The organism is Lactobacillus melliventris, from assembly GCF_042679465.1.
In the GTDB taxonomy this organism is placed as follows: Bacteria; Bacillota; Bacilli; order Lactobacillales; family Lactobacillaceae; genus Lactobacillus; species Lactobacillus melliventris.
The window spans coordinates 152,743-166,782 of record NZ_JBHTMT010000003.1 but is presented as its reverse complement, the minus strand read 5'-3'; the positions used below and the strand labels follow the sequence as shown (position 1 = coordinate 166,782).

Below are 14,040 nucleotides of genomic sequence, written 5' to 3'. Positions count from 1 at the left end.
TTTATTGTTAAGATTGTAGTTGGCAAGTATTGCAGAAAAATTGCTATAATGTACAGGTGTAGAAAAAATTATCGGAGAAAAAGATGAAAAGGTTTCATCATAAGTTTACGTTACCCGCGATTTTAATTTTGCTCATCGTTGCAATCGTCCTTCTTCTTACGGGTATAGCGAATATGCGCAATCAAACTACTTTGCCGCCAAATGGTAATGCGAGTGCGATCGGTGTGGAATTAAATCAGGATTATGGCTATATTGATTTACATGAGTTGCAAGCTAACGGCATTTCATTTGTCTATTTGAGAAGCACACAGGGGCGGTCATACTTTGACGATGATTATTTATTATATCGGGATCAAGTATTAGGAACAAAATTAGCTTTTGGGACAGTTATTGCATACAGTAATGAATCTACACCCATGCAGCATTATCAATATTTTTTGAAAAAAGTAGGCACTGATACCGGTAGTTTGCCAATCTGGATTGAACCAGCAATTGATAACTATGATATTGCATATATCAAGCAAATGGCGCAATTTACCGGTATGCTTTTAAGATTGAATAAACGGGTCATAGTAGATGTTGCTGTAAAGTACAAAAAGTATTTTCCGCATGATGTGCAATTTATTACTGGTGGCAGAAAAGCACCAGATAAAATGCAGTATGCTTTTTGGCGCTATACCAATGACGGACGGGTAAAATCAGTTAAGAACTTAGAAGATGGGGTAGTTATGTTAACATACAATGGTACGGTTACTCAATATAAAGAAAAATACGGACAGTTAACACAATAATGAAAACAGAAATTCAAGCAGTTTTAACCAGATTAAAAATGACTGAACCAACTTTGATTCAGCAAGAAACGCGTACACCCATTTTAAAGGGTGCAAGTTGTATAGCTCTTGCTAAGACGGGCACGGGAAAGACCTTGGCTTATGCATTGCCATCATTAGAAAAGCTGGAAAAAGGCAAACCCAATAGTTTAGTGATTATTGCTCCCACAACAGAGCTGGCGGTACAAATTCGCCACGCTATTAACCCATTTATTAATGCCCTTGATTTAACGGGCATAACGCTTGTAGGTGCTGGTAATCGCAAGCGGCAGGAAGACAACTTGAAGAAAAAACACCCTGAAGTAGTGGTTGCCACACCAGGACGTTTTTTCGATTTCTTTTCGGCTAATCGTATTAAAGTTAATCAGATAAAAATTTTAGTTATCGACGAAGCTGACGATGTTTTAGAGTTTAATAAAATGGAATTATTAAGTTCTTTAGGACAAAACTTGGCCGCAGATGCGCAAATCTTGCTTTTTGGGGCTACAGAATCTGAAATAACCAAGCAAGCAGAAGATATTTTTGCCCGTAAGTTTATTACAATTGATGTCAGACCGGAGCAGAAATCAACCGTAGCAAATTATTTTTTGCAAATAGATAATGCCCATAAAATTGATTTTATTCAGCGCTTAATGCGTCTTGATGGTTTTAAAGGAATTTTGTTTTTTGATTCCAACCAAACTATGATGCGCTTTGCAGGCATTTTAGCACACACTAAAACTAAATTTGGTATCTTGGCTAATGATTTTGGCAAGCAAAACAGAGCAGCAACTCTGAATGATTTTAAAGTCGGAAAAATCAAGTTGCTGTTAGCAACGGATTTAGCGGCTCGTGGTTTAGATATTCCTGGTGTTACTTATGTGGTAAATTACGATATTCCTAGTGAATTTAACACATATATGCATCGTGCTGGTCGAACTGGCCGCATGGGGGCAAAGGGATTTGTTGTAAGCATAGGTGACGACCACGATTTTCGTGATCTGAAGAAGTTACTCGCTCGAAGTGTTAAAATTGAACGGGTATATTTTGCCGGCTTTCATTTGTCTACTAAAATGCCACGTAAAAAGGAAAATAAAAAGCGGGACGTAAATGAAGAAAAGCAAAATGCAGCTCCAAAAGAAAAACATAAAAAGCGTAAAAATAAAAATAAGGGGTATCATCCTCATTATTTAAAAAGAAAGGGGTAAAAATGAGTCGATTAGTTGCTTGGCTGGAAGACTATATTTTGCCTTTAGCAAATAAATTAGGGCAAACTCACTGGCTGGTAGCATTAAGGGATGCTTTTGTTTCCGTGATGCCGATCACTATTGCCGGTTCAGTGGCTGTTCTGATTAAAAGTTTAATAGCTGCCGCCAAAACCGAATTAGGCTGGAAAACTTTTGCGTGGGTAATGCAGCCTCTTTCTTTAGTCTGCAACGTTGTCTGGCGGGGGACATTTGCCTTATTTGCACTCTTTTTGTCGATGTCTTTAGGTTATCACTTAGCAAAAAGCATGGAGGTCGACCCAGTTGCTGGAGCAATTGTTTCATTATCATCCTTAGCAATGAGTATCGCCAATTTAACCAAACTTAAAATTAACGGCAAAATTATCCCTGTTCACAAAGCTTTTAATATCTCACAATTTTCCACTACGGGAATTTTTACCGCCATTTTATTTGGAACAATTGGCGTAACAATTTTTGCAATTTGCTTTAGAGCGCGAATTAAGCTTCACCTGTCAGCCAATTTACCTTATGCGGAACAGATGGCTTTTGATTCGCTTGTTCCAGCTATCATTGCCATTTTCTGCGTGGGCATGATTAACTTTGTTTTTCAGACAATTACGGGCACTTTCTTTGGCAATTGGCTCCTTAATTCAATCCAAACTCCACTGGTAAAATTAGGCCAAGGTTTTGGCATGGTAATGCTTGTAACCTTATTAGTGCAAATTTTCAGCTTTTTTGGTTTCAATGGCCTAAGCGTCTGGGCACCGATTTTAGACTCAATCTGGCTGACTGCACAAAATGTCAATGTTACTGCAGCTCGCGCGGGAAAAGAAGCGCCTTTTATTTGGGTTCGGGGATCATTTGATGCCTTTGCCTGGTTTGGTGGAGCAGGTGGCACGTTGATGTTGATTGTAGCTATTCTGCTGTTTTCAAAACGCAGTGATTATCGTACGATTGCCAAAGTTGCATTGGCTCCAGGAATTTTTAATATTAACGAACCCATAATTTTTGGGTTACCCGTTGTGCTCAATCCTGTGTACTTTATCCCGTTTGTGCTTGCACCGCTAGTTAACGTAGCTTTTGCCTATGGTGTAAGTATGATGAACTTAGTTAATCCTGTGCAAGTGGCGGTACCGACAGTGGTACCACCAATTATTGGGCCATTTTTAGCATGCAATTATGATTGGCGTGCAATTGTACTATCTATTATTAACATGTTAATTGCTTTGGCAATATGGACACCATTTGTTTTTGCGGCTGATAAAATCGCTGATTCTAACACGCCACAACCATATTTTACCCGTCAATATTAATTACTAAAAAAATTGGCTTTTAGCGCTCAAATTTGGTAAAGTTAATTTATTGCGACCCTGTAGTTTATCTGGATAGAACAATGGTCTCCTAAACCGTAGAGGTGAGTTCGAATCTCACCGGGGTCATAGATACATCAGTGATTACTGATATTTGTTGTATAACTTTGAGTTCAGTTGTTAACTGACTTATCAAAGTTATTTTTTTATATCACAAGTAGTGAAAATAGTATCACGGTAATAGAGGCTACTATTAACTGTAATCAACAACATTTAAAAAGTCTGACTATCAAGAAGACAATCAGACTATAGCTTGAAAAATTTGTTATTTAAGTAAATATGAAAATTTATATTTTTGTTTGAGAAATAAAGATAAATTATAATGTCAGATCTAGATAAAATATGCAAATGATTTAAGATAAATGATGATAATAAAATCTAACCTGGAGTGTTGGGATTATCATGACCATAAGAATTTTTTAGATTAATGCGGCCATTTCTTTTTTGACTAATTAGTTCGGTTTTTTCTTTTTTAGCCAAATTTTTAGCATATTCTAAAGCATCAGCCTTGCGCTCAAAGACTTTAGAAACTTTGTCACTCCCGGCAATTTTGACAGCCCATTTATCACCGTGAGTAGTAACCCAAACATTTTTAGTGACTTCTTCTTTACTCATAATTTATTCACCTCTTTTCAAAATAATTATACAGCGAATTAAGGGTAGATGTGAAAGAATACACATTTTAGCTTATATCATTTATTAAATGCTATTTTGCTTATCTAAAAATTAGTATAAAAAAAGCTGATAAAGTGAAATCATGAATTACATGATTGAACTATCAGCTTTTTTATAACTTTTTTAAAATACCTAAATATTAAATCAACTTAAATTTAAAGCACCTATTTTATCACCGTGACTGACATTGGTGTTAGATACTCTGTCTATGCTTTTAAGTTTTTCCATATTGGTAATAACTATTATTATTTCAGTAGATTTTCCAGCTTTAATTATTTGATCAATATCCATTGTTCCTATTTCATCACCGGCAGATATGTGTTCTCCCTCATGCACTAAGATATTGAAAGGAGCACCTTTTAGCTCAACCGTATCAATTCCTAAATGTAAAAGAACCTGAATTCCGTCATCGGTGTTGAATGTGATTGCATGCTTAGTGGGAAAGACAGAAAGTACGGTTCCACTGATCGGGGAATAAAGTTTATTCTCAGTGGGCTTAATAGCAAAACCGTCACCCATTACTTTTGTTGAAAAGACTTCGTCAGGAACAGAAGATAGTGGAATTACCTTACCCGTCACAGGAGCTTGAATATTAATTTTTTTTGTAAATAATTTTTTAAATAAACTTACCATTTTTAAACCTTTACTGATACATTGTTTCCCATACATCAGCCATTCTTGTCATGGCTTCTTCGATAACAGCGTGTGAAGTTCCTAAATTTAATCTCAAAAAGTTGTCTGCATTAGCAACATAATCATCACCAATGCCCACTACAACCCCGGCTTTTTCCGCCATTACTTGCGCAATTGTATGCATATCTATTCCACTTGCGGAAATGTCAACCCAAGGTAAGTACGAAGATTCCATGTCCATCATTTTCCAGCCAGGAAAAGAACTAGCAATCGCTTCTTGAGTAATTTTAAGATTTTCCTTGATATAAGCGGTACATTGCTTTAACCATTCATCACACTTTTCATAAGCAGTTATCATAGCTACTTGACCTGGTACATTTGGCGATGTTACTGAATTTCGCACATATTGTTGCCGAAATTGCTCACGGATCTTAGGATTGGGAATTATGGAATATGAGAGTTTTAAACCACCCAAATTAAATGCTTTATTAGGTGATGTAAACATTACTAAATTATCAAGATACTGCTTGTCTAATTGTAAAGAGCTGGTAAATGGGCCTTTCATTATTTGTTCGGAGTGAACTTCGTCTGAAACTAATAAAACATTGTATTTCTGGCAAAGCTGTGCCATATGAGTAATTTCGTCTTTACTCCAGACTCTGCCTGAAGGGTTATGAGGATTACAGAAAAAAGTAAGTTTTGGTTGCTTTTCTTTCATTTCGTACTCAATTTTTTCCCAATCAAGGTAATATCTGTTATTAATGTTTTTCAAAGGAACGCAGATTACCTTTCGATCATTGTGTTCTGCAGCATAGGCAAAAGGACCATAAACTGGGGTGTTTAATAAAATGGAGTCAGTCGGTTTGAGTAAAGCTTGAACAATAATATGCATATTTGGTACAGTGCCGTAGCCTAAGCTAATCCAATCATGTTCTACATGATTATTATGCTTTTTAAGTTGCCAATTAATTACACTTTGGTACCAGCGCTCCGTAGAGTAGGTATAGCCATAGGCCCCATTATTTGCGACTTTAGCTAAAGAATTTCTAATTTCAGGTGCTGCTTTAAAATCCATGTCTGCAATCCAAAGTGGAATAAAATCATCCCTGACTTTGGGGAACTTGCTGTGAACAATTTTATTATCCCATTTTCGTGCATTATCAATAGTTCTGTCTGCTAACGAATCAAAATCATATTTTTCCATTTTTCTCCTCATTAAGCCGTTATGCCGTTATTCATTAATTTTTCTACACCGTCTTTAACACTTTGTACTTGAGCCCCGTATACTACTTGGACAGATTTTTCTGCCTTCATAACTGCAAGTGCACCAGATTGTTTAAGTTTGTCTTCATCTATTTTAGACGGATCATTTACTTCTAGTCTGAGCCGGGTGACGCAATTATCAAGAGAAACAATATTGCTTTGACCACCAAGGGCCTCTAAGATGACTTGGGGATCATAAATACCATTATTCTGGGTCATTAAAACGTCACCTTCGCCTTCACGACCTGGGGTCTTAACGTTGTATTTTAAAATGTACCAGCGGAAGAAGAAGAAGTATATTGCAAACCAGATTAGTCCAATTGGAATTAAAACCCACCATTTGGAGTTAGGTTGAAGCCAGCCAAACAGAATCCAGTCTAATACACCACCATCAGTGTTACCCATACATGCTCCAGCAATCATCATTACTGAAAGTGATAAGCCTTGTAAAATAGTGTGAAATACATATAGCAATGGTGCTATAAATAGAAACAAGTATTCCGTCGGTTCAGAAATTCCAGAAACAAAGGCTATTAGGGTAGCTGAAAGAAGTAGGCCTTTGATTCTATTGCGATTTTCTGGTTTGGCAGTGACATAAATTGCCAGACAAATAGCTGGTAAACCAAACATGAATGTTGGCATGAATCCTTGTGAAAGGAAGGCTGTAGCTTTGTGAGAAATTGGTACTCCTGCATTTAGTTGTGCATAAAAGATGTTTAATGCCCCTGTTACAACTTTACCTTTAACAATTGCTGTACCGCCAGCATCCGTAAATCTAATCATTGCAAGTAAAATGTGGTGTAAACCCATTAATTTTAAAATGGATAGGGCGATACCGTATAGAAATGGACCAAAGACTCCTGCATTTTGAATTAAGTGTCCCAAAGCAACGATTCCACTTTGAAAAGTCGGCCAAATAAAAGGAATGATCAAACCTACGAAGGACTCAACTATTACCGAGATAATTGGCACAAATCTGATTCCGCCGAAAAACGAGAAGGCGTCGGGTAATTTGATCTCCTGATATTTTTCAAGTAAATAATAAGTGATCAAACCAACCAAGATACCACCTAGGACACCCATTTCCAGACTTTGGATTCCTAAAACGCTAGATTGGCCCATTGCCTGCATTTTGCTAGCTGGGGCAAGCTTATGCTGCTGCCCCAGCATAAAATTAATTCCCATGTTCATGGAAATATATCCAGCTAGAGCTGCTATGGCACCGACCCCTTTGTTTCTTTTGGCTAAGCCAAAAGGCAAAGCCATAGCAAACATTACTGGAAGATAGGTGAAACCAAAGCTGCCCACAGTATTTATAAAAGTAAAAATGACGTTAACAATATGATTTTGCAAAAACGAAAATCTTGCCATCATTGGCGGAGCCGTAAAGGCACTACCAATTCCTACTAGAATCCCCATTGCAGATAATGTAGCAATTGGGAACATAAACGATTTTCCTAAGTCTTGCAAGAAAGCATAAACTCTGGTTTTCATGCTTTCCTTTTTGATAGGTTGTTCCATATAATTTCCTTTCTCAATATTTGATAAAAAAATACCCAACAACTGTACACAAAAATGTACTAGTTATTGGGTATTGCCTATTTAAAGTAACAAGCCCGTATTTAATTAAGAAGTAACATGAATAATATGAATTAGTAAATATAAGCGATCCGAATCAGAAAAGTTGTAATTAAGCTTGTCTTGTAAATAATAAACAACTTCATTTAAACAACTTGCTGCTTTACGATTATGCTGGCAAAGCAATTTCAGTAGATCCGAATCATTCTGGTTTTCATTTTCACTTTTATTATTTTTACTATTAGTTCTGAGAATCAAATAGTGTAGATGGTTCATCAAACGACTAACAGCAATGCTGTTTTCAGAAAATTTCCGACCAAACTTTGCTTCAATTATATTATTTACTCCATTCGAGATTTCCATAAAATTGGAAAAATTTTTAATGGAGCTATCTGATTGTTGAATTTTGTATTCAACAAGATGAATTGCAATAAATCCAGCTTCATCATCAGATAAGGAGACACCTGAAACTTGCTCGATTAGACTGACAGCTTGTTTACCAATCTTGTATTCTTGTGAAAAAAAGCGTTTAATGTCGAACAACATAGGATTAGAAAGTTCCAAACCCATATCGTAACGCTTTACTGCGAAGAAGATGTGGTCTGTTAAAGGAATTAAAAGGTGTTCATCAAAATTAGCATCAATTTCTTCCCTAGCAAGCTGAATTATTTTTTCAGTTAGTTCAAAATATTTTCGTGGTACTTCCTCAGAAAGTTTTTTGAAGGAAGCTAACCACTTATCGTCATCAGATATGGCAGAAAAGACTTTATCTTGAGATTTTAATTTGTAATTTTCTCCTGCGTGAGCTTTAAAGCCAATACCGCGACCCCATATTATCTTCTGTTTACCTCCATCTTCCACGAGTATCACATTATTATTCAATACTTGTGAAATTAGCAAAGTAATCTCCTAATTTTAAAATAGCAGATTCGTCAATCCTATATTTTTTCGTAAACGTTTACAAGATGAATTCTAAAAAATAATTATTGGTTTGTCAAGCTCTATTATCAATTTCGGCAATATAATCATATTATACAATTATATGTTATTTAATATATAGTTGACTTTTCAACTTCTACTTGAATTCGTTAGGTAATAAAGCTATTAATCAGCTACTTATTATGCTTAAAGGCCATTATAGAAATCATTAATTTAATTACAATTAGCACCAACTTTATTTCTTAATCTAGGGGCCAGTTCCAAATTTTAACGATGAGTAATCCAATTATTAAAAATAGCAAAAGAGATACCCCTAATAAAATTTTTCTGGTTTTAGATTTATTTCTCTTATCAAAACTGAAGACAAAGCAAAAAGTTGCCACAACAATTAGCAGCCCAGTAATTAGTAATAATTTAAATCCATGTGCCATTTTTTCACCAGCCTTAGTTACTTGTTATTTATTAAACCATAATTAACTTGTTTTTATGTAGTTAATATATTAATATAAGATAGAACATGGAGGACTTTATGAAAACAATTAAAGTGATGACTGTTTTTGGTACCAGACCAGAAGCTATAAAGATGGCGCCTTTGGTCCAGAAACTAAAGCAAGATGAGCGATTTGAAGAAGTCACGGTTGTAACGGCGCAGCACCGAGAGATGCTGGATCAGGTGCTTAACATTTTTAAAATTCAGCCCGACTATGACTTTAATATTATGAAGAAAAACCAATCTTTAGAAGGCATAACAGCTAAAGTTTTGGTTGATATGACTAAGGTGTTGAAAGAGGTCAAACCAGATATTGTTTTAGTTCACGGAGATACAACTACTACTTTTGCTGCTAGTTTGGCTAGCTTTTACCTTCAATGTCCTTTGGGCCATGTTGAGGCTGGTCTGAGAACGTGGAATAAGTACTCACCATTTCCTGAAGAGATGAACCGGCAAATGACTGACGATTTGACTGATCTTTATTTTGCCCCAACTAAAGTAAGTAAGCAAAATCTAATTAAAGAGAATCATCATTCAGAAAATATCTTTATTACTGGTAATACTGCCATTGATGCTCTAGCAGAAACTGTGCAGGACGATTATCATCATGAAGTATTGGATTTAATTAAACCGGGTAATAAAATAATTTTGGTGACCATGCACAGACGGGAAAATCAGGGCGAGCCAATGAGACGAGTTTTCAAAGTTATGAAACAAGTTGTTGACAGTCACGATAACGTTGAAATAATCTATCCGGTCCACCTTTCTCCCAGAGTACAAAAAGTGGCCCACGAAATTTTAGGCAATGACTCCAGAATTCATTTAATTGCACCTTTAGACGTGGTTGATTTTCACAATTTAGCTAAATTGAGCTACTTTATTATGACAGACTCCGGTGGGGTGCAAGAAGAAGCACCTGCCTTAAACAAGCCGGTTTTAGTTTTGCGGGATACTACGGAACGGCCCGAAGGTGTCGAGGCGGGAACACTTAAATTAGTAGGAACACAGGTTGACCAGGTCAAAAAAGCAATGCTGGAATTACTTGAAAATAAAGCAGTTTATGAGCAAATGGCCCAGGCAAGAAATCCTTATGGTGATGGTCATGCTTCTGAAAGAATAATGGATGATATTGCTTATTACTTTTCGCAACATAAAGGTGCAAGACCAGCAGATTTTAAATAAGCCAAATAAAAAAGCCAGGAAAATTATTTCTTGGCTTTATTTCTTGCTTTTTTCTTTACGAGCTTTAATTTTCTCTTTAGCTCGCGCAATCATAGTTGTTTCTTGCGCCTGAAAAACGGATCTGGTAGTGAGGTAATTGAAAACACCAACCAAAATTTGGTCAACTATTTTTACTAAGAGGGCATCTAAATGAAGCCAGGACAGTCCTACCAGCATTATTAAGCTGTCTGGAATAAGACTAATGATTCTGTAAGTAAAAAAGACCAGCAATTTTTGCCAGGTTGAATGTTTCTCATCGACGTTATTAATAAATACGGCTTTTTGATTAAATACAAAAGAAGCCAGGTTTGAAATAATAAAAGCGATCGTATTAGAAACCAAAACTACGCTGTGCCACCACTTATGCAACACCATAAAAACAATAGTATTAATAAGAGCTGCAATAAAGCCGAAAACCATATAAACAAATAAGTTGCGGTGCCTTTTAACCAAGTTTTGTGCTAGATGATGAATTTTGGGGTCAGACATTGAGTCAAATTTTTGCGAATCCATTTTCTTGTTCTTAACCATTTAGTTGATCAGCCATTTCCTTAGCTGCATTATCAATTGCGGCGATATCATCATCACCCGGGGCATTTTCGATTGTTACAGGTTCAGTAACTTCTTTAGCACCCACCTGTTTGAATATTTTTTCAAAGTCAAAAACATTTTCACAAAAATGACCAGTATATACTTTGTCGCCGCTTCCCATCACCGCAAAATATTTTCCAGATAAATCTAATTCTTTTAGTTGGTCGTAAAAATCAGCAATTTCGTCGGTCATGGTCCCTTCACCATAAGTATAGGTGACAAAAACACACAAATCAGCCGCCAAATAGTCACTCGCATCGGTAAATTCGGCTTCGCTGGTTTCAACCTCAAAACCATAATCTTGCAGATCTTCTTCCAGTATATCTGCCATATCAGCATCGTTACCTGTCATACTTGCATAGACAATTCTAGCCTTCATTTTGCTCATACCTTTCACACAAAACTGATTCACCAAAACATTATACCTAATTTTGTGCATTTAATGAAATTCTTTAGTAAAGTTTTAAAAAACGCTATAATGTAATCAAATATCATTTTACAGAGGGGAATTTAAATTTGATTACGATTAAATCTGTTAGAGAACTAAAGGGTATGCAAGCTTCAGGCCGACTATTAGCTTCAATGTTTGAAGGCCTGCGGGATGTGATTAAACCTGGAATTACTACTTGGGTAATTGAAGAATTTTGTCAGGATTTTGTCAAAAGCCGTGGTGGTCGCTTGTCAGAGCAGGGATTTGAGGGCTACAAATACGGTACGTGTATTTCCGTTAATGATCAGATTGCCCATGCTACTCCGCGTAAGGACACTATTTTAAAAGAGGGCGACCTGGTCAAGGTTGATGTTACCTGCAATTTAAACGGCTTTGAAACAGATTCTTGCACGACCTATCCAGTCGGCAAAATTTCTCAAGCAGATCAGGATTTAATGGAAACTACCAAAAAGGCTATGTATTTGGGTATCGATCAAGCAGTCTTAGGAAACAGAATTGGAGATATCGGAGCGGCCATTCAGCATTTTGTAGAAGATGAGCATCATTATGGTGATGTTAAAGAATTGGTAGGTCATGGTATTCAACCAAGCATTCACGAAGATCCGGAAGTACCACATTGGGGTAAGGCCGGTCATGGTTTGCGTCTGCGTGAAGGGATGACTATTACTTGTGAGCCAATGGTCGAAGCCGGTGGAGACTGGCGCATTATTGAAAAAAGTGTCCCGGATCCAAAGGACGATTGGGTATTTTATGCTACTCCTGATGGCTCAAAGTCAGCACAGTTTGAGCATACATTTGCCATTACAAAAGATGGTCCTAAGATTTTGACTTTACAAAAGCCCTATGACGGCTACGAAAAATATTTACCACATTTTGATGAAATGGATGATTAAAGTGCATGGGTAAAAAAGCTGAGGCAATCAGGAAACGCTCTTTTTTATTTTATAAAACTGTCTCTGTGAAATTTTCTCAGGGAGAAGTTTTAACCAGTGCAATAGCGATTGCATACTATATTTTATTTTCCATATTTCCTTTTATAATCATTATCGGAAATATTTTGCCTTTATTTCATATTGATACTAATCCCATAGCCAGCTACTTAAAGTTAATTTTTCCGGATAAAATTGCTAAATTTATCATGCCGATAATTAACTCATTGCTAAAAAGCAAATCAACCGGGTACATTTCATTTGGTATTATCTTGGCGTTATGGTCCGTGTCTTCTTTAGTAAACGCTATTAGAATCGGTATGAACCGAATATATGGCGTACGCGCTGTTGAATTAAAGCAAAAATGGCAGATCACCGTCTGGACACGTTCGATTACCATTATGTTAACCAATATAATGATTATTGTTTTTGCGCTACTCAATTTAACGCTTATTTTTGGTCAACAAGTTTTAGAATTTTTACGACCAATATTTTCTTTTTCTGTTGGTGAAATTGAAAAAATATTCAGTTACCGCTATCCGGTCATAATTATTACCATGATTGGTTCCTTGTATTATCTGAATTCTTTTTTACCTAATATTAGATTGAAGAAAAAGGTTATTTGGCCTGGGGTTTTTACTACATTATTGGGCTGGATTGTATTGTCTTGGCTTTTTAGCTTTTATCTGCATCATTTTCGTATCAGCTGGGAAAACTACGGGATTATTGGTACTTTTATCATTTTCATGTTGTGGCTGAATATTTCATCAATTCTCTTTTTACTGGGGACTTGTGTTAATGCTGCAATTGCGACCATAAAATACGGCGAGGTGCATTACTCAGTAGGGCACTTAGCAGAATATATTCAAAGAAAGCGCAACCGGTAAAAATTGGCACAATGGGCTTTATTTTGGTATATTAGTTTTATGTTTTATAGAAAGTGTAAAAGGTATGAAAGTTAGAAAAGCAATTATTCCTGCAGCAGGTCTTGGTACGAGGTTTATGCCGGTAACTAAGGCAATGCCTAAGGAAATGTTGCCTATCGTAGACAAACCTACAATCCAATTCATTGTTGAAGAAGCCAAAAAGTCCGGTATTGAGGATATCTTGATTGTCACTGGTAAAAATAAGCGGCCGATTGAAGACCATTTTGATTCAAATCCTGAACTTGAACAGAATTTACAGGAAAAGGGTAAAACGGGCCTGCTCAAAATGTCGCAAGAAATTACACACTTGGGTATTAACATTTACTACACGCGTCAGCCTTATCCTGCTGGCTTAGGTGACGCAATTGCTCGTGGCCGCAGTTTTGTGGGGAATGAACCATTTGTGGTAATGCTCGGTGATGACTTGATGATGGATAAAGTGCCCTTAACTAAGCAACTGATTGATCGCTATAATGAAACTAGTGCTTCTACAATTGCTGTTATGCCAGTGCCTCATAAAGAGGTTTATAAATATGGCATAATAGAGCCTGATACTGAGATTAAGCCTGGCTTGATTAATGTTAAGTCTTTTGTGGAAAAACCGGCAATTGATCAGGCACCAAGTGATTATGCGATTATTGGGCGTTATCTGTTAACTCCTGACATTTTTCCGATACTGGCTGAGCAAAAGCCTGATAAGAGTGGTGAAATACAGTTAACAGATGCTATTAACACAATGAATAAAACTCAAAGCGTACTTGCCCATGTTTTTAACGGCGATCGCTACGATGTTGGTAATAAGTTAAGTTATCTTGAAACTTCGATTATTTACGGTCTAAAGCATCCCGAAACTAAAGACGCTTTGCGTGAATATATTATTGACTTAGGTAAAAAATTGGCAGAACAATCATCTAAATAGCTAATTAACATTTTTAATAA

The 14,040-nt window shown here is 36.4% G+C and carries 14 protein-coding genes and 1 tRNA gene; 8 read left to right on the top strand and 7 right to left on the bottom strand.

Going from position 1 to position 14,040, the window contains the following annotated elements; translation table 11 throughout:
• Window positions 1–83 precede the first annotated feature (83 nt).
• The 4 genes from ACFQ32_RS04745 (at window position 84) to ACFQ32_RS04730 (ending at window position 3,474) form a co-directional block, all read left to right on the top strand.
• Window positions 84–791, top strand: coding sequence for a GH25 family lysozyme (locus ACFQ32_RS04745; RefSeq protein WP_046324546.1), 708 nt, complete (start codon window positions 84–86; stop codon window positions 789–791).
• Complete coding sequence (locus tag ACFQ32_RS04740) at window positions 788–2,017, top strand: DEAD/DEAH box helicase (RefSeq protein WP_046324547.1); 1,230 nt, start codon at window positions 788–790, stop codon at window positions 2,015–2,017. Before ACFQ32_RS04745 ends, ACFQ32_RS04740 begins: the two co-directional genes overlap by 4 nt.
• A gap of 2 nt (window positions 2,018–2,019) precedes the next feature.
• Window positions 2,020–3,348 (top strand): PTS sugar transporter subunit IIC, encoded by a 1,329-nt coding sequence (locus ACFQ32_RS04735; protein ID WP_046324548.1) that lies wholly within the window; start codon window positions 2,020–2,022, stop codon window positions 3,346–3,348.
• A gap of 53 nt (window positions 3,349–3,401) precedes the next feature.
• Window positions 3,402–3,474: transfer RNA gene (locus ACFQ32_RS04730), tRNA-Arg, on the top strand.
• A 309-nt stretch (window positions 3,475–3,783) separates the two neighbouring features.
• Here the strand turns inward: ACFQ32_RS04730 and ACFQ32_RS04725 are convergent.
• The 5 genes from ACFQ32_RS04725 to ACFQ32_RS04705 form a co-directional block, all read right to left on the bottom strand.
• Window positions 3,784–4,020 (bottom strand): DUF2188 domain-containing protein, encoded by a 237-nt coding sequence (locus ACFQ32_RS04725; protein WP_046324549.1) that lies wholly within the window; start codon window positions 4,018–4,020, stop codon window positions 3,784–3,786.
• A 204-nt stretch (window positions 4,021–4,224) separates the two neighbouring features.
• Window positions 4,225–4,713 (bottom strand): PTS sugar transporter subunit IIA, encoded by a 489-nt coding sequence (locus ACFQ32_RS04720; protein ID WP_046325185.1) that lies wholly within the window; start codon window positions 4,711–4,713, stop codon window positions 4,225–4,227.
• A 10-nt stretch (window positions 4,714–4,723) separates the two neighbouring features.
• A complete protein-coding gene (locus ACFQ32_RS04715) occupies window positions 4,724–5,917 on the bottom strand; it encodes a MalY/PatB family protein (RefSeq protein WP_046324550.1) in 1,194 nt (397 codons plus the stop codon).
• Between the two features lie 11 nt (window positions 5,918–5,928).
• Window positions 5,929–7,497, bottom strand: coding sequence for a PTS transporter subunit EIIC (locus tag ACFQ32_RS04710; RefSeq protein ID WP_046324551.1), 1,569 nt, complete (start codon window positions 7,495–7,497; stop codon window positions 5,929–5,931).
• A gap of 105 nt (window positions 7,498–7,602) precedes the next feature.
• Entirely contained in the window at window positions 7,603–8,454 is an 852-nt protein-coding gene (locus ACFQ32_RS04705; protein WP_046324552.1) for a PRD domain-containing protein, read from the bottom strand.
• 568 nt (window positions 8,455–9,022) lie between these two features.
• Between ACFQ32_RS04705 and wecB the strand changes: the two genes are divergently transcribed.
• Complete coding sequence (wecB, locus tag ACFQ32_RS04700) at window positions 9,023–10,165, top strand: non-hydrolyzing UDP-N-acetylglucosamine 2-epimerase (RefSeq protein WP_046324554.1); 1,143 nt, start codon at window positions 9,023–9,025, stop codon at window positions 10,163–10,165.
• A 36-nt stretch (window positions 10,166–10,201) separates the two neighbouring features.
• Here the strand turns inward: wecB and ACFQ32_RS04695 are convergent, their stop codons facing one another.
• Complete coding sequence (locus ACFQ32_RS04695; RefSeq protein ID WP_046324555.1) at window positions 10,202–10,735, bottom strand: GtrA family protein; 534 nt, start codon at window positions 10,733–10,735, stop codon at window positions 10,202–10,204.
• Window positions 10,728–11,174 (bottom strand): flavodoxin, encoded by a 447-nt coding sequence (locus ACFQ32_RS04690; RefSeq protein WP_046324556.1) that lies wholly within the window; start codon window positions 11,172–11,174, stop codon window positions 10,728–10,730. The genes ACFQ32_RS04695 and ACFQ32_RS04690 overlap by 8 nt, the downstream gene beginning before the upstream one ends.
• 137 nt (window positions 11,175–11,311) lie before the next feature.
• Between ACFQ32_RS04690 and map the strand changes: the two genes are divergently transcribed.
• The 3 genes from map (at window position 11,312) to galU (ending at window position 14,020) form a co-directional block, all read left to right on the top strand.
• A complete protein-coding gene (map, locus tag ACFQ32_RS04685) occupies window positions 11,312–12,139 on the top strand; it encodes a type I methionyl aminopeptidase (protein WP_046324557.1) in 828 nt (275 codons plus the stop codon).
• Window positions 12,140–12,144: 5 nt separating this feature from the next.
• Window positions 12,145–13,062 carry a YihY/virulence factor BrkB family protein gene (locus tag ACFQ32_RS04680; RefSeq protein WP_046324558.1) on the top strand — a complete coding sequence of 306 codons (918 nt, stop codon included), beginning with the start codon at window positions 12,145–12,147 and terminating at the stop codon, window positions 13,060–13,062.
• A 64-nt stretch (window positions 13,063–13,126) separates the two neighbouring features.
• On the top strand, window positions 13,127–14,020 hold the full coding sequence (gene galU / locus ACFQ32_RS04675) for a UTP--glucose-1-phosphate uridylyltransferase GalU (protein ID WP_046324559.1): 894 nt from the start codon (window positions 13,127–13,129) through the stop codon (window positions 14,018–14,020).
• The last annotated feature ends 20 nt before the right edge of the window (window positions 14,021–14,040 follow it).

Coding starts and splice junctions, on each gene's coding strand:
- ACFQ32_RS04745 (WP_046324546.1), top strand. CDS start 84: ATGAAAAGGTTTCATCATAAGTTTACGTTACCCGCGATTTTAATTTTG.
- ACFQ32_RS04690 (WP_046324556.1), bottom strand. CDS start 11,174: ATGAAGGCTAGAATTGTCTATGCAAGTATGACAGGTAACGATGCTGAT.
- galU (WP_046324559.1), top strand. CDS start 13,127: ATGAAAGTTAGAAAAGCAATTATTCCTGCAGCAGGTCTTGGTACGAGG.
- ACFQ32_RS04695 (WP_046324555.1), bottom strand. CDS start 10,735: ATGGTTAAGAACAAGAAAATGGATTCGCAAAAATTTGACTCAATGTCT.
- ACFQ32_RS04680 (WP_046324558.1), top strand. CDS start 12,145: ATGGGTAAAAAAGCTGAGGCAATCAGGAAACGCTCTTTTTTATTTTAT.
- ACFQ32_RS04715 (WP_046324550.1), bottom strand. CDS start 5,917: ATGGAAAAATATGATTTTGATTCGTTAGCAGACAGAACTATTGATAAT.
- ACFQ32_RS04725 (WP_046324549.1), bottom strand. CDS start 4,020: ATGAGTAAAGAAGAAGTCACTAAAAATGTTTGGGTTACTACTCACGGT.
- ACFQ32_RS04720 (WP_046325185.1), bottom strand. CDS start 4,713: ATGGTAAGTTTATTTAAAAAATTATTTACAAAAAAAATTAATATTCAA.
- ACFQ32_RS04710 (WP_046324551.1), bottom strand. CDS start 7,497: ATGGAACAACCTATCAAAAAGGAAAGCATGAAAACCAGAGTTTATGCT.
- wecB (WP_046324554.1), top strand. CDS start 9,023: ATGAAAACAATTAAAGTGATGACTGTTTTTGGTACCAGACCAGAAGCT.
- ACFQ32_RS04735 (WP_046324548.1), top strand. CDS start 2,020: ATGAGTCGATTAGTTGCTTGGCTGGAAGACTATATTTTGCCTTTAGCA.